Below are 22,722 nucleotides of genomic sequence, written 5' to 3'. Positions count from 1 at the left end.
CGATAAGCGACGACCGGACGTATCAGTTACGGCGTGCCAGCGGAATCCGCCATAGACTCAGCCCCAGGCCCAGGGCGACGCTGGCCACCCCCAGCCACAGCGCCAGGGTCAGGGAGCCGAACGACAGCGCCAGGACCAGCCCCACCAGCGCGGTACCCACCGCCTGACCGAAGGTGCGCACCGAGGCCAGCACACCCGAGGCGTTGGCGCTGTAGGCCATCGGCACGCTGCCGATCATCTCGCGGTTGTTGGGGGCCTGGAAGATGCCGTAACCGATGCCGCACAGCGCCACCCGCCAGACGATGTCGCCGGTCGCGGCGGCCTCGCCCAGCAGCGCCAGCGACAGCATCCCCAGCAGGAACAGCGCCAGCCCCAGCGAGGAGATCGCCGTGGGGTTGAAGCGATCCGCCAGGCGCCCGGCGAAGGGCCCGGTAACCATCAGCGCCAGCGGCCAGGGGGTGAAGAGGACCGCCGAGGCGATCGGGCTGAGCCCCATCACGGTCTGGAACAAAAACGGCAGGCCGACGAACGAGGCCCCCTGGGCGATGAACGCCAGCATCGAGATCATCGCCGCCACGCTGAAGCGCACCTCGCGGAACATCACCAGCGGCACCAACGGGGTGACGGCCCGCCGCTGGCGCCAGACGAAGGCGACCAGGCAGACCACACTCAACGCCAGCGGCGCCAGGGCACCGAGGCGCAAACCGCCATGGCCCAGCTTGTCGAGGGCGAACACGAAGCTCGACACCATCGCCGCCGACAGCAGCGCCCCGGGCCAGTCGAAGCGCCCCGCTTCGGCGGCCTCCCGCGGCAACGCCTTGAGCGCCAGCAGGAAGGCGGCAATGCCGATCGGCACGTTGATGGCGAACAGCCAGGGCCAACTGGCCAGATAGAGGATACCGCCACCCAGCGACGGACCGAAGGCGATGCCGAACGCCACCACCAGAGCGCCGACGCCGATCGCCGAGCCGAGCAGCCGCGCGGGGAAGATCACCCGGTACATCGACGGACCGATGGAGAGCATCGCCGCCGCGCCCAGCCCCTGCACCACGCGCGACCCCACCAGCCAGGCGAAATCCCGCGACAGCGCGCAGGCCAGCGAGGCCAGGGTGAACACCGCCAGCCCGCCGATGTACAGCCGGTGACGCCCGACGAGCCGGCTCAGGGCGGCGAAGGCCAGCAGCGACGAGGCGCTGACCAGCTGGTAGACATTGGTGATCCACACCGCGCGGGAGCCGCTGATGTCGAGCTCGCGGGCCAGCGTGGGCAGGGCGATGTTGACGATGCCGCCGTCGAAGACCGCCATCAGCGTGCCCAGCACCATGACCAGCAGCGCCCAGCGCCGCTGAGGGCCGGGCAACCCGTCATCGCCGGGCCGGGTCTCGAACAGGCGGCGCATCAGCACGCCGGGCGAATCCGACGGCCGTCAGCGCACGAAAGGGGCAGAAAGGCGTGGGGGTGTCGCGAACCACTCACCGATGCATCAGTCCTCGTCGGTTTCCATCAGCAGTTCGTCGTCGATGTCGGAGATCTCGATCGGCTCCTCGTCCTCGAGGTCCAGCGCCAGATAGCTGTGCTCGACGTTGAGAAAGCGCTCGAAGAGCGGCCAGTCCAGGGTCTGCGGCCACTGCCGCGTGTCTTCCTCCCAGGCCCGCAGCTCGTTCTCGAGGATGTCCATGTAGCGCTCGCGCACGTAGGCCTGGAGCGCTTCCGGGGTATCCATCTCGGGAATCAGGTACACCGTGCTCTCGCGGTCGACATCGTCGAGCGTCAGGTCGTCCTCGCCGACGGTCGGCTCCAGCGAGTTGACCCAGTCCACGAACGCCTGGGTGGGCTTGACGCTCAGCGCGGAGCGGTTGAGCAGTTTCATCGGGACTCTCCTCGAAGGTGCCGCGACGGATGTGCCGCGCCAGTAAAACGCCGATCATTATGGGCGTTCGGCGCGCCCCTTACCAATACTTCCCGAGCGAGCCGCCTCGGGCGGGAGCGAGCGACCCGCCGGATATCGCAGAAGGCGGCGAGCTAGCGCCAGGGCGCACGGGGAGTCGCTGGCGGAATGTACGAGGTTGTACATGAGCAAAGCGAATCCCCGCGCCGCGCCTTCAGTCCGCGGCAGGGCGCATGGCCGGGAACAGCAGCACGTCGCGGATCGAGGCGCTGTCGGTGAGCAGCATCACCAGCCGGTCGATGCCGATGCCCTCGCCCGCGGTGGGCGGCAGGCCGTGCTCGAGCGCACGAATGTAGTCGGCATCGTAATACATCGCCTCGAGATCGCCGGCGTCCTTCTCGGCGGCCTGGGCGGCGAAACGCTCGGCCTGATCCTCGGCGTCGTTGAGCTCCGAGAAGCCGTTGGCGATCTCGCGCCCGCCGACGAAGAACTCGAAGCGGTCGGTGACGAAGGGATCGCTATCCTTGCGCCGTGCCAGCGGGCTGACCTCGGTCGGGTAGTCGGTGATGAAGGTCGGCTCCTGAAGACGGTGTTCGACGGTCTTCTCGAAGATCTCGATCTGCACCTTGCCCAGCCCCCAGCCATCCTTGACGTCGATGTCCAGGCGTTCGGCAATCTGGCGGGCGGCGGACTCGTCGGCCAGTGCCTCGGCGCGGATCTCGGGGTTGTACTCGAGAATGGCGTCGAACACGCTCAGCCGGCGCAACCGCTGGCCGAAATCGTACTCGACGCTCTCCAGCACCTCGCCCTCGGCATCGCGCACGGTGTTGGTCACGATGGTGGTGCCGAGCACGCGCTGGGTGACCTCGCGCAGCATGGCCTCGGTGAGGTCCATCAGGTCATGGTAGTCCGCGTAGGCCTGGTAGAACTCGATCATGGTGAACTCGGGGTTGTGCCGCGTCGACAGCCCCTCGTTGCGGAAGTTGCGGTTGATCTCGAAGACCCGCTCGAAGCCGCCCACCACCAGCCGCTTGAGATAGAGCTCGGGGGCGATGCGCAGGTACATGTCGATGTCCAGCGCATTGTGGTGGGTGATGAACGGCCGGGCCGTGGCGCCGCCAGGGATCGGCTGCAGCATCGGCGTCTCGACCTCCATGAAGCCGTGATCCTCGAAGAACCGGCGCATGGCGCTGATCACCCGGGCGCGGGTCTCGAACACCCGCCGCGAGTCGGCGTTCATGATCAGGTCGACGTAGCGCTGGCGATAGCGCGATTCCTGGTCGGTGAGGCCATGGAACTTGTCGGGCAGCGGCCGCAGGCTCTTGGTCAGCAGCCGGGCATCGTCCATCTTGACGTACAGGTCGCCCTTGCCGGACTTGTGGACCGGGCCGCGCCCGGCGACGATGTCGCCGATGTCCCAGCCCTTGACGTCGTCGAGCACCTCGGCCGGCAGCCCTTTCTTGTCGACGTAGAGCTGGATCTGCCCGGAGACGTCCTGGATGACGATGAAGGGCCCGCGCTTGCGCATGATCCGCCCGGCCACCGCGGCCTGGCGATCCAGCGCCTCGAGTGCCTCCTTGTCCTTGTCGCCCAGTTCCGCCTGCAGCTCGGCGGCGGCGCTGTCGCGCCGGAAATCGTTGGGGAAGACACTCGTGCCGCGCTCGGCGGCCTGCTCGCGGCGCGCCGCCAGCTTGGCGCGCCGCTCCGCGATCAGGCGGTTCTCGTCCTGGCCCTCGACGGCCGCTTGGTTGTCCTGGTTCGCCATGGTTATGCCTGTCTATGGAAGGTCGCTATCGATTGTGGCGCGATGAAGGTGCCACCCAGGTCGAGACGCGTCATGAGCGACGACGAGGCAAGGCGCGGCGATGCGAATCAGCGCAGTGGACGCGGTTGTCCATGAGCATGATGAGCAGCGCCGCAACACCGCCTCGTCGAGCGCAATAGCGTCGCTCAAAGGCCTTGTTTGAGGCTGGCTACAATGAACTGATCCAGATCCCCGTCCAGCACCTTCTCGCAGTTGCTGGTCTGCACGCTGGTCCGCAGGTCCTTGATGCGCTGGTCGTCGAGCACGTAGGAGCGGATCTGGCTGCCCCAGCCGATGTCGGCCTTGCTCTCCTCCGCCTCCTGCTTGGCGGCGTTGCGCTTCTGCATCTCCAGTTCCCACAGCTTCGCCTTGAGCTGCTTCATGGCGAAGTCGCGGTTGGCGTGCTGACTGCGCTGACTCTGACACGACACCACGATGCCCGACGGCTCGTGGGTGATACGCACCGCGGAATCGGTGGTGTTGACGTGCTGGCCGCCGGCGCCGCTGGAACGGTAGGTGTCGACGCGCAGGTCGGCCGGATTGATCTCGACCTCGAAGCTGTCGTCGATCTCCGGCGACAGGAACACCGAGGCGAACGAGGTGTGACGACGCCCGCCGGAATCGAACGGACTCTTGCGCACCAGTCGGTGCACACCGGTCTCGGTGCGCAGCCAGCCGAAGGCGTACTCGCCCTGCACGTGAATGGTCGCCGACTTGATGCCCGCCACCTCACCGCCGGACAGCTCGGTGATCTCGGCCTTGAAACCGTGATGCTCGGCCCAGCGCAGGTACATGCGCAGCAGCATGTTGGCCCAGTCCTGGGCCTCGGTACCGCCGGAACCGGCCTGGATGTCGAGATAGGCGTTGTTCTCGTCCATCTCGCCGGAGAACATGCGCCGGAACTCGAGCTTCTCCAGCGCCGTCTCGAGCTGACCGAGCTCCCGGTTGACCTCGTCGACGGTGGCGTCGTCCTCTTCCATCACCGCCAGCTCGAGCAGCTCGCGATTGTCGGCGAGCCCCTTGTCGAGCTCGTCGATGGTGGCGACGATCTGCTCGAGACTGGCCCGCTCCTTGCCGAGCTTCTGGGCGTAGTCGGGATCATTCCAGACGTCGGGGTTCTCGAGCTCGCGGGTGACCTCTTCTAGCCGATCCTTCTTCTCGGCATAGTCAAAGATACCCCCTCAGGACGTCTGTCCGCTCGGACAGGTCCTTGATGAGATGGTTGATCGGATTGATCTCTTGCATGGTGATCCTTCTCGACGTGCGAAAGCCGCGTGAAGACGTCGCCGGCCACGCCGGGCGCGGCGATCAAGGGCCGACATTGTAGCCAAACCGCCGTGAGGCGTCATCCTGCCCCGCGGAGACGGCGGGTCCCCGCGGCGTGGCGCGTCGGCCGGCAAAGGGGAATAACGCAGCCCAGACGCGCCCCCGACGCGCCTGGCGACGACCCGCCTCGCGACAGGGCCTGTGTCGCCTTCGCGGATACGCTAAGGTTGAGGGCATCGACGCTCATCCAAGGAAACCGCATCCATGTCACCGACTCGTCTTGCCACCGCGCTCGCCGTCGCGGCCAGTATGACCTCGCTCTCGCTCCAGGCCCAGACACTCAACATCGGCATCTCCGGCTCGCCCAGCTCGCTGAGCCCGGCCCGGGTCACCGGCGGCGTCTGGGAGGAAGACGTGCTGCGCGATATCTTCGAGGGCCTGGTGGCGATCGACGCCGACGGCCGGATGATTCCGGGCATGGCCAGCGACTGGGAGATCTCCGACGACGGCACCGTCTATACCTTTCACCTGCGCGACGCCGAGTGGTCCGACGGCGAGCCGGTCACCGCCGACGATTTCGTGTTCGCCTTTCGCCATCAGCTCGACCCGGCGACCGCCTCGAACTACGCCCACCGCCTCTATCCGCTGGTCAATGCCCGCGCCATCAACAGCGGGGACAAGCCGCTCGACGCCCTGGGTGCCGAGTCGCTGGACGACGGCCGGACATTGCGCCTGACGCTGGCAGAGCCCGCCGCCTACTTCTTCAAGACCCTGGTGCTGCCGTTCGGCTACCCGCTGCCCGAGCACGCCGTCGAGCGCTACGGCGATGCCTGGAGCAAACCGGCCAACATCGTCGTCAACGGCGCCTTCAAGCCGGTCGACTGGGTGTCCAATAGCACCCTCGAGACCGTCAAGAACCCCCGCTACCACGACGCCGACGCGGTCACTCTGGACGGCGTCGACTTCCACCCCATGGAGGACAAGCAGGCCGGCATCCAGCGCTTCCGCGCCGGCGAGCTCGACATCCTGCGCGACTACCCGGCGGCGCGCTACCCCTGGCTCGAGGAGAACCTGCCCGAAGCCACCCACCTGGCGCCCTCGCTGGGCACCTACTATTACGTCTTCAATCTCGCCGACGACTCGCCGGTGGCCGACCCGCGCATCCGTGAGGCCCTGAGCCTGGCGATCCGCCGCGAGGTGATCGCCGACCAGTTGCTCGAGGGAGCCGTGGAGCCCGCCTACGCCCTGGTGCCGACCGGTACCGACCACTACCAGCCGCAGCCGCAGCCCGGCCTGCAGCAGCCCATCGACGAGCGTCAGGCGCGCGCCCGGCAGTTGATGAAGGAGGCCGGCTACGACCCCGATCATCCCCTGCACCTCACGCTGCGCTACAACAGCGGCGACGAGCACCGTCAGATCGCCGTGGCGATCGCCGCGATGTGGAAACCGCTGGGGGTCGAGGCCGAACTCCGCCACACCGAAGCCAGCGTGCACTACGAGGACCTGATGGCCGGCGACTTCCAGGTCGCCCGCGCGGCCTGGATCTCCAGCTACGACGACGCCCAGAACTTCCTGCAGTTGCTCTCGGCCGAAAGCAACAACTACGGCGACTATCAGAACGACCAGTACGACGCCCTGATGGCCGAGTCCGACGTCACCCAGGACGCCGACGAGCGCGAAGCGTTGATGGAACACGCCGAGCGCATCGGTCTAGCCGACTACCCGCTGACACCGATCTACGTCTATACCTCGCGCAACCTGGTCGACCCGGCACTCGACGGCTGGCACGACAACGCCCTGAACATGCACCCCTCCCGCTGGGTCCATATCGGCGACTGACCGACATGTGAATTTTCTCACAATCGCCCCGCCTGGCTGCGCGGGGCGATCGGTCCTTGCCATGGCGCTATGCGATTTTTGAAACACTCATGCAAAATTCCAAATGGACTCCCCGATTCGGGTGAGCGATGGTCTGATGAATCACGGGTTCGCGAGCCTGCTAAGCATAAGACAAGGCGACGCCCGGGGGCCGGTTGTCCCCCGTCGCGGCGTCTGCCCGGCCTGCGAACGTCATCGGGACAACAACAACACCCGGGAATTCCAATGCGTCTGAAACGTCATACCCTGATCGCCGCCATCGCCCTATCCTCCGCCGCGCTGGCCGGGCCGCTCCAGGCCCAGACCCTCAACATCGGGGTCATGGGTGAACTCGCCTCCTTCGATACCTCACAGGTCTCGGGTGGGGTCTGGGAATCGCAGATCCTCATGGACGTCTACGAAGGGCTGCTCAAGGAGAACCCCAAGGGTGAGGTCCTGCCCGGCATGGCCACCGACTGGGAGATCTCCGACGACGGCAAGACCTACACCTTCCACCTGCGCGACGATGCCAAGTGGTCCGACGGCGAGCCGGTCACCGCCGAGGACTTCGTGTTCGGCTGGCAGCATCTGCTCGATCCCAAGAGCGCCTCGAAATACGCTTACCTGCTCTACCCGATCGAGAACGCCGAAGCCATCAACACCGGTGACAAGCCCCTCGATGCCATCGGCGCAGAATCGCTGGACGACGGCAAGACACTCAAGGTCACACTCGAGTCACCAACGCCGTTCTTTCTGCAATTACTCACCCACTACACCGCCTACCCATTGCCAAAGCACGCCGTCGAGGCGTATGGCAAGCAGTGGGTCAAGGTGGACAATATCGTCACCAACGGGGCCTTCAAGCCGGTCGAGTGGGTCTCGCAGTCACGCATCAGCGTCGAGAAGAATCCCGAGTACTATGACGCCGCCGACGTTTCCCTCGACGGCGTCAACTACTTCAACGCCGAGGACCGCAACGCCGCCATCTCGCGCTTCCGCGCCGGCGAACTGGACATCATTCGTGACTATCCCTCGAGCCGTTATCAATGGCTCAAGGACAATCTACCCGACGCTACCCATCTGAGCCCGATGCTGGGCTCCTATTACTACGTGCTCAACAACCGCGAGGGTCGCCCAACGGCGGACGAGCGCGTCCGGGAAGCGCTCAACCTGGTGGTCCGTCGCAAGGTGCTTTCCGAACAGATCATGGCCGGCAGCTTCAAGGATGCCTACTCGCTGGTGCCGCCCGGCACCAGCCATTACGACGTCCAGCATATGGACGGCGTCGATGGCGACTATCAGGAGCGCCTGGCCAAGGCCAAGCAACTGATCAAGGAAGCCGGCTACGGCCCCGACAAGCCGCTGCACCTGCAGCTGCGATACAATACCAGCGACGAGCACAAGAAGATCGCCATCGCCCTGGCGGCGATGTGGAAACCCCTCGGTGTCGAAATCGAGATGACCAATGCCGAGGCCACCGTCCATTATCAGACCATTCAGCAAGGCGACTTCGACATCGCCCGCGCCGGCTGGATCGCCGACTACAACGACGCCGAGAACTTCCTGACCCTGCTGCGCAGCGGTGTCGGCAACAACTATGGTGCCTACTCCAACCCCGAGTACGACAAGCTGCTCGATCAGGCCGCTAACACGCAGGATCTCGACAAGCGTCAACAGCTTCTTCAGAAGGCCGAAAACGTGGCACTGGACGATTACGCCCTGGCCCCGTTGCTGTTCTACGTCACCCGCAACCTGGTCAATCCCGCGCTCGAAGGCTGGCAGGACAACGCCGAGGACGATCACCCCTCGCGCTGGGTGTCGTTCACGGAGTGAGCCGCTGTCTCCCCGGCCCGGCGACGTCCGGGCCGGGGTCGTCGTCCTCGAGTGGGAAACCGACCATGTCCTTTCGCCGCCTGATTCCCGCGCTACTGCTGGCCGGCACTGCCGCCGCCATGGCGAGCGGTGCGCCGGCCGCCACCCTGGCCATCGGCAATGGCGCCGAGCCCGGCACCCTGGACCCGCAGAAGACCAGCGGCGCCTGGGAGACGCGCATCACCCGGTCGCTGTTCGACCGCCTGATCGATTATGACGTGGACGGCAGCCTGGTGCCCGGGCTCGCCGAGTCGTGGCGGATCAGCGACGACGGTACCGTCTACACCTTTCACCTGCGCGACGCCCGGTGGTCCGACGGCGAGCCGATCACCGCCAACGATGCCGTGTTCGCGCTGCGCCGCCTGCTCGCGCCGGCCACCGCCAATCACAACGCCAACCTCTATTACGCGATCCACAATGCCCGGGCGGTGAACACCGGCAAGGCCGAACCGGCGACGCTCGGCGTCTCGGCGCCCGACGACCGTACCCTGGTCGTCCACCTCGACCAGCCCGCCGCCTATTTCCTCCAGGCCCTGGCGATGAGCGAGGCGGCACCACTGCCCGAGCACCTGATCGAACGCGTCGGCACGGCCTGGACCGAGCCAGGCGCCCTGGTGTCGAGCGGGGCCTTCACCCTCGAGGCGTGGCGACCGCAGGCCTTCGTGCGCGTGGCGAGGAATCCGCGTTTCTACGCCGCCGACAGCGTGGCCCTCGACGGCGCGACCTTCTATCCGATCGACGACGCCGGGGCGGCGCTCAACCGCTTTCGCAGCGGTGAACTCGACATCGCCTACTCGGGAGTGCCGGCGGCGAAGTTCGACTGGGTGAAGCAGCACCTCGGCGACGCCCTGCGCGTCGGCCCGCTGGTCGCCGAGTACTTCTACATGTTCAACCTGCGCGACGGCCAGCCCCTCGCCGACCCGCGCGTCCGCGAGGCGCTCAATCTCGCCGTGCGCCGCGACGTGATCACCCAGCAACTGCTGGGCATGGGCCAGCGCAGCAGCTATTGGTACGTGCCGCGCGCCACCGCCGGCGGCACCCGGGGCCGCATGGCCTTCGCCGAGGAATCGCCGGAGGCGCGCCTGCAACGCGCCCAGGCCCTGATGCGCGAGGCCGGCTACGGTCCCGAGCATCCGTTGCCGCTGACCCTGCGCTACAACACCCTCGAGGATCACAAGAAGATCGCCGTGGCGGTGGCGGCGATGTGGAAGCCGCTGGGTGTCGAGGTCGACCTGATCAACAGCGAGGCCGCGGTGCACTACGCGGCGGTCGCCGCCGGCGACTTCCAGGTCGCGCGTTACGGCATGGCCGCCACCGTCGACGACCCCTATGACTTCCTCAACGCCTATGCCGACGGCGGCAGCGCCGCACGCAGCAGCGGCTATCACGACGCCGACTACGACGCCCTGGTCGAGCGCAGCACGCAGACGCTCGACCCGGCGGCCCGAGCCCGGCTGATGACTCGGGCCGAGCAGCGCCTGCTCGACGACTACGCCCTGCTGCCGCTCTACGATTACGTCAGTGCCCACCTGGTGGCCCCCGGCATCACGGGCTGGCAGTCGACACCGACCGACGTTCACCCGCTTCGTTACATCCAGATCGAGGACTGATCCCGTGCTTTATCGACTCCTCCCAGCGACCGATGTCGGGCGCCCTCGTCATGGCGCGCCAGGGAGCCCGACATGCTGAGCTACACGCTGAAGCGCCTGCTGCAGGCGATTCCCACGCTGCTGATCGTGATCACCATCTCGTTCTTCCTGATGCGCATCGCGCCGGGCGGTCCCTTCGACGGCGAGCGTCAGCTGCCGCCGGAGATCGAGGCCAACCTCGAGGCGGCCTATCACCTCGACGAGCCGCTGCCCATGCAGTATCTGCGCTACATGGGCAACCTGCTCCAGGGGGACTTCGGCCCGTCGTTCAAGTACAAGGACTTCTCGGTCAGCGAGCTGATCCTGCAGGGCTTCCCGGTGAGCCTGGAGATCGGCGGCCTGGCGATCCTGCTGGCCCTGCTGCTGGGCCTGCCGCTGGGCGTCATCGCCGCGATCCGGCGCAACTCGGCGATCGATTATGCGGTGATGGGCGCCGCGCTGGCGGGCATTGCCATCCCCAACTTCGTCATCGCCCCGATACTCGCCCTGGTGTTCGGCGTGCTGCTCGCCTGGCTGCCCGCCGGCGGCTGGAACGGCGGCGCATGGCCCAATCTGGTGCTGCCGGTGATCGCCCTGTCGATTCAGCAGATCGCCTACATCGCCCGCATGATGCGCGCCAGCATGATCGAGGTGCTGGGCAGCCACTACATCCGCACCGCTCGCGCCAAGGGGCTTTCCGAGTCGCAGGTGATCCTGCGCCATGCCATCCGCCCGGCGCTGCTGCCGGTCACCTCCTATCTGGGCCCGGCGATCGCCGGCATCATCACCGGCTCGGTGGTGATCGAACAGATCTTCGGTATCCCCGGCATCGGCCGCTACTTCGTCCAGGGCGCGCTCAACCGCGACTACACCCTGGTGATGGGCACGGTGGTGTTTTACGGCGCGCTGATCGTGCTCATGAACCTGCTCGTCGATCTGGCCTACTCGGCGCTCGACCCGCAAATCCGCTACGACTGACCGGCGAGGAACGACGATGACCACGGATACCACGCCCTACAGCGGGCCCCGAATGCCGCCCGGCGGGACGCCGCCCGGCGGACCCAACCCGCCCGCCGAACCCGATCCCGAGGCCGGCGCGGTGGCCGGCGAGAGCCTGACCCGCGACGCCTGGCGGCGACTCAAGCAGAACCGCGCGGCGATGGTCAGCCTGATACTGCTGATCGTGATCGCCACGGTCTGCGTGCTGGGGCCCCTGGTCCTGCCCTGGGGGCTCGCCGAAGTCGACTGGAATGCCTTCACCGCCCCGCCGAGCCTCGAGGGCGGCCACTTCCTGGGCACCGACGCCAACGGCCGTGACCTGCTCACGCGGACCCTCTACGGCGGCCGCGTGTCGCTGTCGGTGGCGCTGGTGGCGAGCTTCGTCAGCCTGGTGATCGGCGTGCTCTACGGCGCCATCTCCGGTTACGTCGGCGGCCGCCTGGACAACCTCATGATGCGCTTCGTCGACATCATGTACTCGCTGCCCTTCATGTTCCTGGTGATCCTGCTGATGGTGGTGTTCGGCCGCAACATCTTCCTGATCTATGCCGCCATCGGCGCGGTGGAATGGCTCGACATGGCGCGCATCGTGCGCGGCCAGACGCTCTCGCTCAAGCGCCGCGAGTTCGTCGAGGCCGCCCATGCGCTGGGCGTCAAGGACAGCAAGATCGTCACCCGCCACCTGATCCCCAACGCCATCGGTCCGGTGATCGTCTATGTCACCCTCACCGTGCCCAAGGTGATCCTGCTCGAAAGCTTCCTGTCGTTCCTGGGACTCGGCGTGCAGGAGCCGCTGACCAGCTGGGGCGTGCTGATATCGGAAGGCACCGACACCATGCAGGGCGCGCCCTGGATGCTGCTGGTGCCGTCGATCTTCCTCGCCGTGACGCTGTTCTGTCTCAACTTCCTGGGCGACGGGCTGAGAGACGCCCTCGACCCGAAAACGCGCTGAGGTTCCCGTGGCTGACAAACTTCTCGAAATCGACAACCTGAGCGTCGACTTCCAGTTGCCCACCGGCAGCGTCTCGGCGGTCAAGGGCGTGAGCTTCGACATCCGTCCCGGCGAGACGCTGGCACTGGTCGGCGAGTCGGGATCCGGCAAGTCGGTCTCCTCGACCGCCGCCATGCGCCTGCTGCCCGAGCTGGCGACGACCTCCGGGGCCATCCGCTTCAAGGGCGAGGACCTGCTCCAGGCCACGCCGCGCCGCATGCGCCGGATTCGCGGCAATGCCATCTCGATGATCTTTCAGGAGCCGATGACCTCGCTGAACCCCCTGCATCGCATCGGCGCGCAGATCGCCGAGGTGCTTGCCCGCCACAAGGGGATCAAGGGTCGCGCGGCGCGCGGCAAGGTGATCGAACTGCTCGAACAGGTGGGCATTCCCGAGCCGGCCCGGCGCATCGACAGCTATCCCTACGAACTCTCCGGCGGACAACGCCAGCGCGTGATGATCGCCATGGCGCTGGCCTGCGAGCCCGAACTGCTGATCGCCGACGAACCCACCACCGCCCTCGACGTGACCGTCCAGGCGCAGATCCTCGCCCTGCTCAAGGACCTTCAGGCACGCTACGGCATGGCGATCCTGTTCATCACCCACGACCTTAGCGTGGTGCGCCACTTCGCCGACCGGGTGTGCGTGATGCGCCGCGGCGAGCTGCTCGAGAGCGGCGAGACCGCCGAGGTGTTCGCCAATCCCCGCCACGACTACACACGCATGCTGATCGATGCCGATCCGCACGGCCACAAGGAGCCGGTCGCCGACGACGTACCGGTACTGCTCGAGGCCCGCGACGTGCGCGTGCGCTTCCCCATCAAGAAGCGCCTGTTCCGCGACAGCGAGTACTTCGAGGCGGTACGCGGCATCGACCTGACCCTGCGCCGCGGCCAGACCGTCGGCGTGGTCGGCGAATCCGGCTCCGGCAAGTCGACGCTCGGCCGCGCGCTGCTGCGTCTGCTGGATTCGCAAGGCGATATCCGCTTCGACGAGACCGACCTCGCCAGGCTCGACACCGGCGGCATGCGCCCGCTGCGCGCGAAGATGCAGGTGGTGTTCCAGGATCCGTACGGCTCGCTGTCGCCGCGCATGACGGTGGGCGAGGTGATCAGCGAGGGGCTGCGCGTCCACCACCCCGAGTTCAACCGCCGCCAGCGCGAAGCGCAGGTGATCGAGGCGCTGAAGGAAGTCGCGCTCGACCCGGCGATGCGCAACCGCTACCCCCACGAGTTCTCCGGCGGGCAGCGCCAGCGCATCGCCATCGCCCGCGCCCTGGTGCTCAAGCCGCAGTTCCTGCTGCTCGACGAGCCCACCTCGGCGCTCGACCGGTCGGTGCAGGTCACGGTGATCGACCTGCTGCGCGACCTGCAGCGCCGGCACGACCTCACCTACCTGTTCATCAGCCACGACCTGTCGGTGGTCAGGGCGCTGGCCGACACCGTACTGGTCATGAAGGAAGGCCGCGTCGTCGAACGCGGCCCCACCGAGGCGATCTTCGCCGATCCGCAGGAAGCCTATACCCGGGAGTTGATGCGCGCCGCCTTCATCGACGCCGCCGCCTGAACGCGAGAACCCGGCCGGGCGGCCGGGTTCTCGTGGGAGGCGAGACGCTCAGAAGCGGTAGGTCAGCTGCGCGCCGAACCCCTGCGCCGAGTTCTCGTAATCGGCCCGATAACTGCCGCTGGTCGCGGCCGTCTCGTCGACCGGGGCGGTGTCTTCCTTGAGGTAGGTATAGGCGACATCGATGGTCAGATCCGGCGTCGGTGTCCAGCCCGCCCCCAGCGAGTAGATCATGCGATCGCTCGAGGGCACGCGGACCGTGCGCACCGAATCGCGGATCGGTGACTCGTCGTAGGCCACCCCGGCGCGCACCACCCAGGACGGCGTGAGCTGGTAGGCCGTGCCCACGGCATACTGCCAGGCATCCTCGTAATCCTGGGTCTCGACCCGCGTGCCCAGCGGGCTGTCGTTCTCGATCACCAGCTCGTCGAAACTGCTCCACTTGACCAGCGCCGCCCCGGCCATCACCGTCCAGCGGTCGTTGACCTCATGGGTCACCGAGAAGTCGATGGTCTCGGGCAGCGTGATGTCCAGCGAAGCATCGTAGCTGGCATCGGGCAGCGGACCGGCGCCGCCGGCGTAGATGTTGTCGGTATCGAGATGTCCCTCCAGGCCGTAATCGACGTCGGAGCGATAGGTCACACCGAGGGTGGTGGTCTCCAGCGGCTTGTACATCATGCCGAAGGTGAAGCCGTAGGCGTCGTCGTCACCCTTGACCTTGACGTGGCCATCGCCGAAGGGACCGCCGTAGGTCGCCCGCTCCAGTTCCCCCTCGATATGGTTGTAGGTGATGCCGAAGCCGGCCGAGAACTGGTCGCTGAACTTGATCGACAGCGTCGGCTGCACCGTCACCACCTCGACATCGCTGTAATTGCCGAAATAGCGCCCCTCGAAGTCGTCCTCGTAGTCGGTGATCACCCCGAACGGCGCATAGACGCCGAGGCCGAAGTGCAGATGGTCGTTGATCGGCTGCACGAAGTACCCGAAGGGAATCGTCTTGCCGGGGACCATGTCACCCTCGTTGGAGGCCGGCGAGATCGGCGTCCCCAGCGCCGTGGTACCACTGGCATCGTCGATGTCGCTGTCCACGTCGAGATAGGTCGCGCCGCCGGTCACCTGGGCCCGCTCGAGAAACGACATCCCGGCCGGGTTGCCGAACACGATCGAGGCATCGGTGACGTTGGAGGTCCGCCCGGCGAAGGCCGAGCCCTGCGCGCTGACGCTCTGCTCGTTCAGTTGGAAGCCCCCTGCCAGGGCCTGGCCCGACAGCACCGTCGAGGCGGCGGCGATGGCGAGGGCGAGCTTGTTGATCTTGTTGTCCATAATGGTTCCCATTGCAAACTGGCGTGATGATCGTCTTGCCCCGGCGGGCAATGAGGCTCTTCCTCGTTTTGGCTGATCGGTCAGATCAAGTCAAGAACAAACGTCCGTTTCAATCCTCGTTGGCTCTCCCCCATTAGTCGAAGGGCCCTGCAGGCCGCAGTCAGCGGGCATCCTGCGGTCGCCAGCTCTTGCCTTGACCTTTGGGTAACACCCAGGTTTTACACTGAAGTTGGATCGGACGGAGGGCACATCGATGAAAGTGGGCGAACTGGCCAGAACCGCCGGCGTCACGGCGGAAACCGTACGTCATTACACGCGCGAAGGGTTGCTGCGACCGCAGCGCGATCCCGGCAACGGCTACCAGCTCTTCGATCAGGCGTCGCTCAACCGACTGCGCTTTATCCAGCGGGCGCGCACGCTCGGCTTCAGCCTCAAGGAGATCGGCGAGATCCTCGATCATGCCGACCACGGCGACTCGCCCTGCCCGATGGTCCGCGATCTGCTCGCCACCCGGCTGCCCGAGATTCGCCAGCGCATCGTCGAGCTCGAGCGCCTGGCCGCGCGAATGGAGAGTGCCCTGAACAACTGGTCCGAGATGCCCGACGGCGCCCCCGATGGCCACACCATCTGCCGCCTGATCGAGCACTGGAACGCCCCACGGGAGGGAGAACGGCATGACTGACACCGCGGCCCGGCCCACGACACGCACGCTTCGCCTCGACGGGCTGAGCTGCGGCGGCTGCGTGGCCAAGACGCGCCGCGCCCTCGAGGCGCTCGACGCCACCACCGTCATCGATCTCGACACACGCCTGGCGCGGGTCACCACCGCCCATGACACCGATGAACTCGTCGCGGCGATCCGCGCGGCCGGTTTCGATGCCGCGCCCACCGACGGGGCGCCGCATGCCTTCATCACGCAAGGCGTCAGTTGCCAGGGCTGCGTCGGCAGGATCCGTCGCGCCATCCAGCAGCACGACGCCGAGGCGACGGTCGACGGCGACCCGGCACATCAATGGCTGACGGTCGCCAGCCGCCTGGACGGTGAGTCGCTGCTGGCGGCGATCGCCGAGGCCGGGTATACCGCCGAGCCCGCCCGCTTCACCAAGCGCACGCGCCATATCGAGAGCATGTCCTGTCAGGGTTGCGTGAAGCGCATGCGCGAGGCGATCCAGGGCCGCGACCCGCTGGCCCGGGTGGAGGGCGAACCGGCCGAGAAACGGTTGACCGTCGCCAGTTACCTGCCGGATGCCCTGCTCGACGCCGCCCTGACCGAAGCGGGTTATCCCCCGGGCGGCGAGGCCTCCGCAGACGCCCCCACCACCGAGGATGCGCCCAACGCGAGCGATACCGCCGCGCCGGCCGCCGAGCCCGCCGGCGACGCGCGTCGCAGCGTCGAGCTGGCGCTGTCCGGGATCACCTGCGCCAGCTGCGTGCGCACCATCCAGCAGGCGCTGGACGCCACCGATGGCGTCGAGCGCGCCGAGGTCAATTTCGCCAGTCGCACTGCCTCGGTCACCGGGCGCGCCTCCCCCGAGGCGCTGATCCGGGCGGTACAGGCCGTGGGCTACGGCGCCGAGGTGGTCGAGGACCTCGAGCGCGGCGAGGCCAAGCGCGAGGCCAACGAGGCCCGCGAATACCGCCAGCGACTGCGCGATACCGCGATCGCGCTGGTCCCGGGGCTGGCCCTGATGGCCTCGATGCCCTTCCATCATCCGGTCCTCGAGGGCGTCGAACGCGGGTTCTGGGTCGCGGTGGGACTCGCCACGTTCGGCGTGCTGGCCACCGCCGGCCGGGTGTTCTTCGTCGGTGCCGCCAAGGCGTTTCGTCACCACCAGGCGAACATGGACATGCTGGTCGCGCTGGGCACCGGCGTGGCCTGGCTCTATTCGATGGTCGTCGCGCTGGCCCCCGGGGTGGTCCCCGAAGCGGCGCGTTCGCTGTACTTCGAGGCCTCGCTGATGATCGTCGGCCTGATCAACGTCGGTCAGGCACTCGAGGTGCGCGCCCGCGGGCGCACCTCGCAGGCCCTCAAGCACCTGCTCGACCTGCGACCGCGCACCGCCCGGGTGATCCGCGACGGCGAGGAGCGCGACATCGACATCGATGCCGTCGCCGAGGGCGACCGGCTGCGCGTGCGCCCCGGCGAGCGCCTGCCGGTGGACGGCGAGGTCGTCGAGGGCGACAGCTACATCGACGAATCGACGCTGACCGGCGAGCCCATGCCGGTGGCCAAGGGCGTGGGGGACGAGGTCGCCGCGGGTACCGTCAACGGCCAGGGCTCGCTGGTCTACCGCGCCACCCGCGTGGGCCGGCACACCCGGCTGTCGCGGATCATCGAGCAGGTGCGCGATGCCCAGAACTCGCGGCCGCCGATCAGCCGGCTGGCCGACCGGGTCGCGGCGGTGTTCGTGCCGGCGGTGATGATCGCCGCCGTGCTGACCGCGCTGATCTGGTTCAACGTCGGCCCGGAGCCACGCCTCACTCACATGCTGGTCGCCGCGACCACCGTCTTGATCATCGCCTGCCCCTGCGCGCTGGGGCTGGCCACGCCGATCTCGACCATGATCGGGGTGGGCAAGGCCGCCGAGCACGGCGTGCTGATCCGCAGCGGCGAGGCGCTGCAGACCGCCAGCCGCCTGACCACGCTGGTGGTCGACAAGACCGGCACCCTCACCGAGGGCCGCCCCAGGGTCACCGACTGGCAGGTGTTCGGCGACGAGTCGCGGGCGCTGGGCGCCGCCCTGGCGCTGGAGCGCGGTTCGGAACATCCGCTGGCCACGGCGCTGGTCGCCTTCGTCGAGGCCCGCGAGATCGCGCCGACCGGGATCCATGAGTTCACCGCCCTGACCGGGCGCGGCGTCAGCGCCCGGCTCGCCGGCGGCGAGCGGCTGCTGCTGGGCAACGCCGCGCTGATGGAGGCCGAAGGGGTCGATCTGTCTCCGGGCCGGACGTGGATCGAGGCGGCCGAATCCCGTGCCCATACGGTGCTGCACCTGGCGATCGACGGCCGCCTCGCGGCACTGTTCGCCGTCGCCGATCCGCTGCGCGACGATGCCGTGGCGGCAATCGCCCGGCTCAAGCGCGCCGGGCTCGAGGTGGTCATGCTCACCGGCGACGCCCCACCCACCGCCAGGGCGATCGCCCGCGAAGCCGGCATCGACGACGTCCGTGCCGGCCTGCTGCCCGAGGACAAGCACGACGCCATCGCCGAGCTGCAGTCACGCGGCGAGGTGGTGGGCATGGTCGGCGACGGTATCAACGACGCCCCGGCACTGGCCCGCGCCGACGTCGGCTTCGCCATCGGCCAGGGTACCGACGTGGCGATCGAATCGGCCGGCATCGCGTTGATGCGCAACTCGCTCCATGGGGTCGCCGACGCCATCGCCATCAGCCAGGCGGCACTGACCAACATCAAGCAGAACCTGTGGGGCGCGTTCGGCTACAACGTGCTGGGCATCCCCATCGCCGCCGGCATCCTCTATCCGCTCACCGGCATGCTGCTGTCACCGATCATCGCCGCGCTGGCCATGTCGGCCTCGTCGGTGACCGTGGTCAGCAACGCCAACCGGCTGCGTTTCTTCAAACCCGACGGGAATCGGGAAGTATCGGCATGAGCGTGCTCGTCAACGTCATCGGACTGGCGCTGATCGCGGGGATCGTCTGGTGGTTCTGGGGGTCGCATCGTTGAGGTGAAAGCGCCCCGCTGCGGGTCTGGTGGGCACGCCCACGCACCGGGGCTGAACGACTTGCTACGCTGAAGAGAAAGCCGAGGAGCCGCCCATGCCGAAACTCGATGGAATCCTGGAAACCGCTCTCTACGTCACCGACATGAGTCGGGCCCGCCGCTTCTTCGAGACGGTGATGGGCCTCGAGGCGTTCACCGCCGATCATCGCTTCACCGCCTACGACGCCGGGAGCAACACCGTGCTGCTGCTGTTTCTGGAAGGCGCGACGCAGGAGACGGTGACGCTGCCCGACGGCATGGGCACCATCCCGCCCCACGACGGTACCGGGCGCGTGCATCTGGCGCTGGCCATCGAGGCGGACGAACTCGCCGCCTGGGAGGCACGCCTCGCCGATCACGACATCGCCATCGAAGGCCGCACTCACTGGCCCCGCGGTGGCGAAAGCCTGTACTTCCGCGACCCCGACGGCCATCTGCTGGAACTCGCCACCCCCGGGGTCTGGCCGAATTATTGATCGTCGTTCCCGGCACCTGGCCGGGAACTGCGGTACAAGGAGAGAAGTCTTCATGGTCGAGAACCCCGCCCGCCATTCCTTGCCACTGTGCATCGCCCTGCTATCCGCCATGCTGAGCATCGCCTATCCGGGCAATGCCCACGCCATGCGCTGTGGCAATGCGTTGGTCCATGAAGGGGATTTGACCGTCGATGTCATTCGCAAATGCGGCAAGCCGGACGCCAGAACGCTGTCCCCGGCAACCGACAACAAGGGGGCCGTCGAGGTGGAGCACTGGGTGTACGGGCCCAGGAACGGCGCGCGCTACTACCTGCGGTTCATCAATAAGAAACTCATCAGCATCGAGATGGCCGTCGGCCCATCGTGACACGACAAGGCGAGGCCGTCGCAAACCGCTGACAGGCTCGATGCTCGGTCCCCGCCAAACCTGCTATGCTGCAATGCAATATACGGACTTGCAGGGGAGGCTGAAATGAAGATCGCCGTCATCGGCGCCGGCATGGTCGGCGTCAGCATCTGCGACTACCTGCTGCTGATGGGCAGCTGTTCGGAACTGGTACTCGTCGACATCGACCGCGACCGGGCCGAGGGCGAGATTCTCGATTTCTCGCACACCACCGCGCTGACCTTCGCCAAGAACACGCGCCTGGTCGCCGGTGACTACGCCGACTGCCGTGGCGCCGACATCGTCATCATCACCGCCGGGGCCCAGATCGAACGTGGCCAGACCCGCGACGAGCTGGCGGGGATCAATGCCGGCATCACCGTCGAGATCGCCCGGGACGTCGAGCGCCACGCCCCCGATGCCATCCTGATCCTGGTCTCCAATCCGGTCGACATCACCGCCTACTTCGTGATCGCCGGGACCGGCTATCCGCCGCATCGGGTGATCAGTTCGGGCTGCATCATCGATACCGCGCGACTGATGAAGATCGTCGGCGACCGTCTGGGCATCGATCCCAAGAACGTCTTCGGCTACGTGCTCGGCGAACACGGCAAGACCGCCTTCATCCCCTGGTCGCTGGCCCACGTCGCCGGTCAGTCGCTGGACAGCTACTGTACCCTTCACGACCTCCCCCGGCTCGATCGCGACCAGGTACTGGCCGACGTCAAGCAGATCGGCATCGACATCTTCGAGCGCAAGGGCAACACCAATCACGGCATCGCCGCCAGCGTGTTCCGCATCGTCCAGGCGCTGACCGTCAACGAGCATTCGATCCTGCCGGCGGGCGTGCTGCTGCAGGGAGACTACGGACTGGACGACGTGGTGCTCAGCGTCCCGGCGGTCATCGACCAGCGCGGCGTGGCACGCATCATCCGGGTGCCGTTCAGCGACGACGAACTCGAGCGCCTGCACGCCTCGGCGGCGTTTCTCCGCACGCTGATCGACAGCGTCAAGGCGGCCGACAACCCCTGAGACGGCACGCCGAGGCGTCAGGTCACCGGCTCGGCGTGCTCGATCATCAACTGCAGCGACTCGCGCCCCTTCCAGCGATTGCGCGACAGCTTGTAGGCACAGCGCAGCCGCGCGCCGAGATCGAACGCCGGCAGCTCGCCGGGCGTCAGGGCGCGAAACCAGATCGCCCGCACGCTGGCCGCGCCCCGGGTCAGGGTGAGCATCAGGTGACTGCCGTCGGCGCCCACCACGCGCAGATTCTCGACCAGGAACTCGCCGTCGAACAGCGGCGCGTCGAATTCCCGGCCGTAAGGCGCCAGGCGCTCCAGCTCGTCCAGGGTGGCGAGGCACAGTTGCTCCGCGTCCAGATCGCCGTCGGTGAAGACACACGGGTAGAGTTCGCCCTCGCCGAGCTGTTCGTCGACGGCCCGGGCCAGCGCCTCGCGAAACGCCTCGAGCTGTTCCAGCGGCACGCCGACCCCCGCGGCGCCGCGGTGGCCACCGAAGCGCGGCAACGCCTCGGGAGCGAGATCGTGAGCGCGCTGCAGGGCATCGCGCAGATGCAGCGCCTCGATGGAGCGCCCGGAGCCGGTCAGCATGCCCGGCTGGACCGCCGGAGTGAGCACCAGCGTCGGCCGGCCGAAGGCCTGCACCAGGCGCGAGGCGACGATGCCCTGCACCCCGGCGTGACCGTCCTCGAGGTGCACCACCAGCACCCGCGCACCCGCGGCCAGTTGCAGCATCGCCCGCTCGCGGGCGGTCTCGACCATGTCGGCCTCGATCGCCTTGCGCGACTGGTTGTCGGCGTCGAGCACCTCGAGATGCCGGCGCGCCGTGGCATCGTCGGCGGCGAGCACGAAGTGCAGCGCGGCGTAGGGGTCGTCGAGCCGCGAGCGGGCATTGATGCGCGGGCCCATCTGGAAGGCCAGCGTCTCGGCGTCGAAGGGCACGCTGTCGGGCCCCAGGCGCTCGGCCATGACCCGCCAGCAGGGCGCCTCCATGCGGTTGATCAGCGCCAGCCCCTGAGTGACCACGGCACGGTTGATGGCGCTGCCGCCCAGCGACACGCAGTCGGCGACGGTGCCCAGCGCGACGTAGGAGAGCCACGGCGAGAGCTTGGGCGTCGACGCGGACAGATGGCCGATCTCGATCAGCACCGCGCGGGTCAGCGACATCACCAGCCAGGCGACCATGCAGCCGGCGATGGTCGGGTCGGGAAAGTCGCAGTCGCGCCGGGTGGGATTGACCGTGGCGTAGGCCGAGGCCGGCGGCCCCGATTCGGGCAGCGCGTGGTGGTCGCTGACGATCACGTCGATGCCCGCCGCGGCGAGCCGGGCGATGCGCGGCTCGTCCGAGGAGCCGCAGTCGGCGGTGACGATCACGTCGGGACGCGGCGTGAGCGCCAGGGTACGCTCGACCAGCGGCAGGCTGATGCCGTAGCCATCGTTGATGCGGTGGCCGATCAGGCTGTGCAGCTTGTGCGACGGCACCCCGAACAGCTCGTTGAGGGTACGCAGGATCACCACGTGGGAGGTGATGCCGTCGACGTCGTAGTCGGTGAGGATACCGATGTGCTCGCCCTCGGCGACCGCGCGGGCGAGCCGCTCGGCGGCGCGACGGGCATCCGCCAGGCGCTCGGGGTGCTCGAGATGGCGCAGGCTCGGCGTCACCAGCGGCGCGAGCTCGCCCCGATAGCCGGCCAGACGGCCGGCCAGCACCCGCGCCTGGAGCTCGGAGAGCCCGGCCTCCAGGGCACGGCGGTAGAGGGCCTCGTCGCGGGCGCGCGGCAGGATTCGGGGCGTCAGCGAGGCATCGGCAACGGGCATCGGCGTGGTGTTCACGAAAACTCCAGGAAATGACGACAAGACGCCCGCAAACCGGGCGTGCCGGCTCCTGCGACGATCACGCGGGGCGCCGGTGGCGGGCCGGAGGGG

At 67.6% G+C, this 22,722-nt stretch carries 17 protein-coding genes; 11 read left to right on the top strand and 6 right to left on the bottom strand.

Annotation, left to right across the window (positions count from 1 at the left end):
* Positions 1 to 22: 22 nt before the first annotated feature.
* The 4 genes from KGR00_RS00325 to prfB all read right to left on the bottom strand — a co-directional run bounded on the left by KGR00_RS00325 (position 23) and on the right by prfB (position 4,937).
* A complete protein-coding gene (locus tag KGR00_RS00325; protein WP_129140720.1) occupies positions 23 to 1,399 on the bottom strand; it encodes an MFS transporter in 1,377 nt (458 codons plus the stop codon).
* A gap of 84 nt (positions 1,400 to 1,483) precedes the next feature.
* Positions 1,484 to 1,870 carry a hypothetical protein gene (locus tag KGR00_RS00320; RefSeq protein WP_129140695.1) on the bottom strand — a complete coding sequence of 129 codons (387 nt, stop codon included), beginning with the start codon at positions 1,868 to 1,870 and terminating at the stop codon, positions 1,484 to 1,486.
* Between the two features lie 232 nt (positions 1,871 to 2,102).
* The gene (lysS, locus tag KGR00_RS00315; RefSeq protein ID WP_224418130.1) at positions 2,103 to 3,653 is read right to left on the bottom strand and encodes a lysine--tRNA ligase; all 1,551 of its coding nucleotides are present in this window, start codon (positions 3,651 to 3,653) and stop codon (positions 2,103 to 2,105) included.
* A 185-nt stretch (positions 3,654 to 3,838) separates the two neighbouring features.
* Positions 3,839 to 4,937, bottom strand: a protein-coding gene (gene prfB, locus KGR00_RS00310; protein ID WP_224418131.1) for a peptide chain release factor 2 whose coding sequence is annotated in 2 segments (ribosomal slippage) — positions 3,839 to 4,861 and positions 4,863 to 4,937 — 1,098 coding nt in all. Because the reading frame shifts where the segments join, the coding sequence is not laid out codon by codon here.
* Between the two features lie 285 nt (positions 4,938 to 5,222).
* Between prfB and KGR00_RS00305 the strand changes: the two genes are divergently transcribed.
* The 6 genes from KGR00_RS00305 (at position 5,223) to KGR00_RS00280 (ending at position 13,872) form a co-directional block, all read left to right on the top strand.
* Positions 5,223 to 6,797, top strand: coding sequence for a peptide ABC transporter substrate-binding protein (locus tag KGR00_RS00305; RefSeq protein WP_129140698.1), 1,575 nt, complete (start codon positions 5,223 to 5,225; stop codon positions 6,795 to 6,797).
* 264 nt (positions 6,798 to 7,061) lie between these two features.
* On the top strand, positions 7,062 to 8,648 hold the full coding sequence (locus KGR00_RS00300; RefSeq protein WP_224424098.1) for a peptide ABC transporter substrate-binding protein: 1,587 nt from the start codon (positions 7,062 to 7,064) through the stop codon (positions 8,646 to 8,648).
* A 65-nt stretch (positions 8,649 to 8,713) separates the two neighbouring features.
* Positions 8,714 to 10,297: a peptide ABC transporter substrate-binding protein gene (locus KGR00_RS00295; protein WP_224424097.1), complete on the top strand. Its 1,584-nt coding sequence runs from the start codon at positions 8,714 to 8,716 to the stop codon at positions 10,295 to 10,297.
* A 72-nt stretch (positions 10,298 to 10,369) separates the two neighbouring features.
* On the top strand, positions 10,370 to 11,293 hold the full coding sequence (oppB, locus tag KGR00_RS00290) for an oligopeptide ABC transporter permease OppB (protein ID WP_224418135.1): 924 nt from the start codon (positions 10,370 to 10,372) through the stop codon (positions 11,291 to 11,293).
* 16 nt (positions 11,294 to 11,309) lie between these two features.
* Positions 11,310 to 12,266, top strand: a complete 957-nt coding sequence (locus KGR00_RS00285) for an ABC transporter permease subunit (RefSeq protein ID WP_224418136.1) — start codon at positions 11,310 to 11,312, stop codon at positions 12,264 to 12,266.
* Between the two features lie 7 nt (positions 12,267 to 12,273).
* Positions 12,274 to 13,872 carry an ABC transporter ATP-binding protein gene (locus tag KGR00_RS00280; RefSeq protein ID WP_224418137.1) on the top strand — a complete coding sequence of 533 codons (1,599 nt, stop codon included), beginning with the start codon at positions 12,274 to 12,276 and terminating at the stop codon, positions 13,870 to 13,872.
* Between the two features lie 48 nt (positions 13,873 to 13,920).
* Here the strand turns inward: KGR00_RS00280 and KGR00_RS00275 are convergent, their stop codons facing one another.
* Positions 13,921 to 15,192 carry a TonB-dependent receptor gene (locus KGR00_RS00275; protein ID WP_224418138.1) on the bottom strand — a complete coding sequence of 424 codons (1,272 nt, stop codon included), beginning with the start codon at positions 15,190 to 15,192 and terminating at the stop codon, positions 13,921 to 13,923.
* 253 nt (positions 15,193 to 15,445) lie between these two features.
* On the opposite strand from KGR00_RS00275, the gene KGR00_RS00270 reads away from it, so the two are divergent.
* The 5 genes from KGR00_RS00270 to KGR00_RS00250 all read left to right on the top strand — a co-directional run bounded on the left by KGR00_RS00270 (position 15,446) and on the right by KGR00_RS00250 (position 20,809).
* Positions 15,446 to 15,874 (top strand): MerR family transcriptional regulator, encoded by a 429-nt coding sequence (locus tag KGR00_RS00270; protein WP_129140704.1) that lies wholly within the window; start codon positions 15,446 to 15,448, stop codon positions 15,872 to 15,874.
* On the top strand, positions 15,867 to 18,806 hold the full coding sequence (locus KGR00_RS00265) for a heavy metal translocating P-type ATPase (protein WP_224418139.1): 2,940 nt from the start codon (positions 15,867 to 15,869) through the stop codon (positions 18,804 to 18,806). Before KGR00_RS00270 ends, KGR00_RS00265 begins: the two co-directional genes overlap by 8 nt.
* 166 nt (positions 18,807 to 18,972) lie before the next feature.
* Positions 18,973 to 19,392, top strand: a complete 420-nt coding sequence (locus tag KGR00_RS00260) for a VOC family protein (protein WP_224418140.1) — start codon at positions 18,973 to 18,975, stop codon at positions 19,390 to 19,392.
* Between the two features lie 52 nt (positions 19,393 to 19,444).
* Positions 19,445 to 19,759, top strand: a complete 315-nt coding sequence (locus KGR00_RS00255; protein WP_224418141.1) for a DUF2845 domain-containing protein — start codon at positions 19,445 to 19,447, stop codon at positions 19,757 to 19,759.
* A 105-nt stretch (positions 19,760 to 19,864) separates the two neighbouring features.
* Positions 19,865 to 20,809: an L-lactate dehydrogenase gene (locus tag KGR00_RS00250; protein ID WP_224418142.1), complete on the top strand. Its 945-nt coding sequence runs from the start codon at positions 19,865 to 19,867 to the stop codon at positions 20,807 to 20,809.
* A 17-nt stretch (positions 20,810 to 20,826) separates the two neighbouring features.
* On the opposite strand, the gene KGR00_RS00245 is transcribed toward KGR00_RS00250, so the two are convergent.
* Positions 20,827 to 22,614 carry a DHHA1 domain-containing protein gene (locus tag KGR00_RS00245; protein WP_224419826.1) on the bottom strand — a complete coding sequence of 596 codons (1,788 nt, stop codon included), beginning with the start codon at positions 22,612 to 22,614 and terminating at the stop codon, positions 20,827 to 20,829.
* Positions 22,615 to 22,722 lie beyond the last annotated feature (108 nt).

The organism is Modicisalibacter sp. MOD 31.J, from assembly GCF_020147985.1.
In the GTDB taxonomy this organism is placed as follows: Bacteria; Pseudomonadota; Gammaproteobacteria; order Pseudomonadales; family Halomonadaceae; genus Modicisalibacter; species Modicisalibacter coralii.
The sequence above is the reverse complement of the archived record's forward strand: the minus strand, read 5'-3'. Positions and strand labels throughout refer to the sequence as shown.

Excerpts from the sequence above, each read along its gene's own strand:
- KGR00_RS00325 (WP_129140720.1), bottom strand. The coding sequence starts at position 1,399 with ATGCGCCGCCTGTTCGAGACCCGGCCCGGCGATGACGGGTTGCCCGGC.
- KGR00_RS00320 (WP_129140695.1), bottom strand. The coding sequence starts at position 1,870 with ATGAAACTGCTCAACCGCTCCGCGCTGAGCGTCAAGCCCACCCAGGCG.
- lysS (WP_224418130.1), bottom strand. The coding sequence starts at position 3,653 with ATGGCGAACCAGGACAACCAAGCGGCCGTCGAGGGCCAGGACGAGAAC.
- KGR00_RS00305 (WP_129140698.1), top strand. The coding sequence starts at position 5,223 with ATGTCACCGACTCGTCTTGCCACCGCGCTCGCCGTCGCGGCCAGTATG.
- KGR00_RS00300 (WP_224424098.1), top strand. The coding sequence starts at position 7,062 with ATGCGTCTGAAACGTCATACCCTGATCGCCGCCATCGCCCTATCCTCC.
- KGR00_RS00295 (WP_224424097.1), top strand. The coding sequence starts at position 8,714 with ATGTCCTTTCGCCGCCTGATTCCCGCGCTACTGCTGGCCGGCACTGCC.
- oppB (WP_224418135.1), top strand. The coding sequence starts at position 10,370 with ATGCTGAGCTACACGCTGAAGCGCCTGCTGCAGGCGATTCCCACGCTG.
- KGR00_RS00285 (WP_224418136.1), top strand. The coding sequence starts at position 11,310 with ATGACCACGGATACCACGCCCTACAGCGGGCCCCGAATGCCGCCCGGC.
- KGR00_RS00275 (WP_224418138.1), bottom strand. The coding sequence starts at position 15,192 with ATGGACAACAAGATCAACAAGCTCGCCCTCGCCATCGCCGCCGCCTCG.
- KGR00_RS00270 (WP_129140704.1), top strand. The coding sequence starts at position 15,446 with ATGAAAGTGGGCGAACTGGCCAGAACCGCCGGCGTCACGGCGGAAACC.
- KGR00_RS00265 (WP_224418139.1), top strand. The coding sequence starts at position 15,867 with ATGACTGACACCGCGGCCCGGCCCACGACACGCACGCTTCGCCTCGAC.
- KGR00_RS00260 (WP_224418140.1), top strand. The coding sequence starts at position 18,973 with ATGCCGAAACTCGATGGAATCCTGGAAACCGCTCTCTACGTCACCGAC.
- KGR00_RS00255 (WP_224418141.1), top strand. The coding sequence starts at position 19,445 with ATGGTCGAGAACCCCGCCCGCCATTCCTTGCCACTGTGCATCGCCCTG.
- KGR00_RS00250 (WP_224418142.1), top strand. The coding sequence starts at position 19,865 with ATGAAGATCGCCGTCATCGGCGCCGGCATGGTCGGCGTCAGCATCTGC.
- KGR00_RS00245 (WP_224419826.1), bottom strand. The coding sequence starts at position 22,614 with ATGCCCGTTGCCGATGCCTCGCTGACGCCCCGAATCCTGCCGCGCGCC.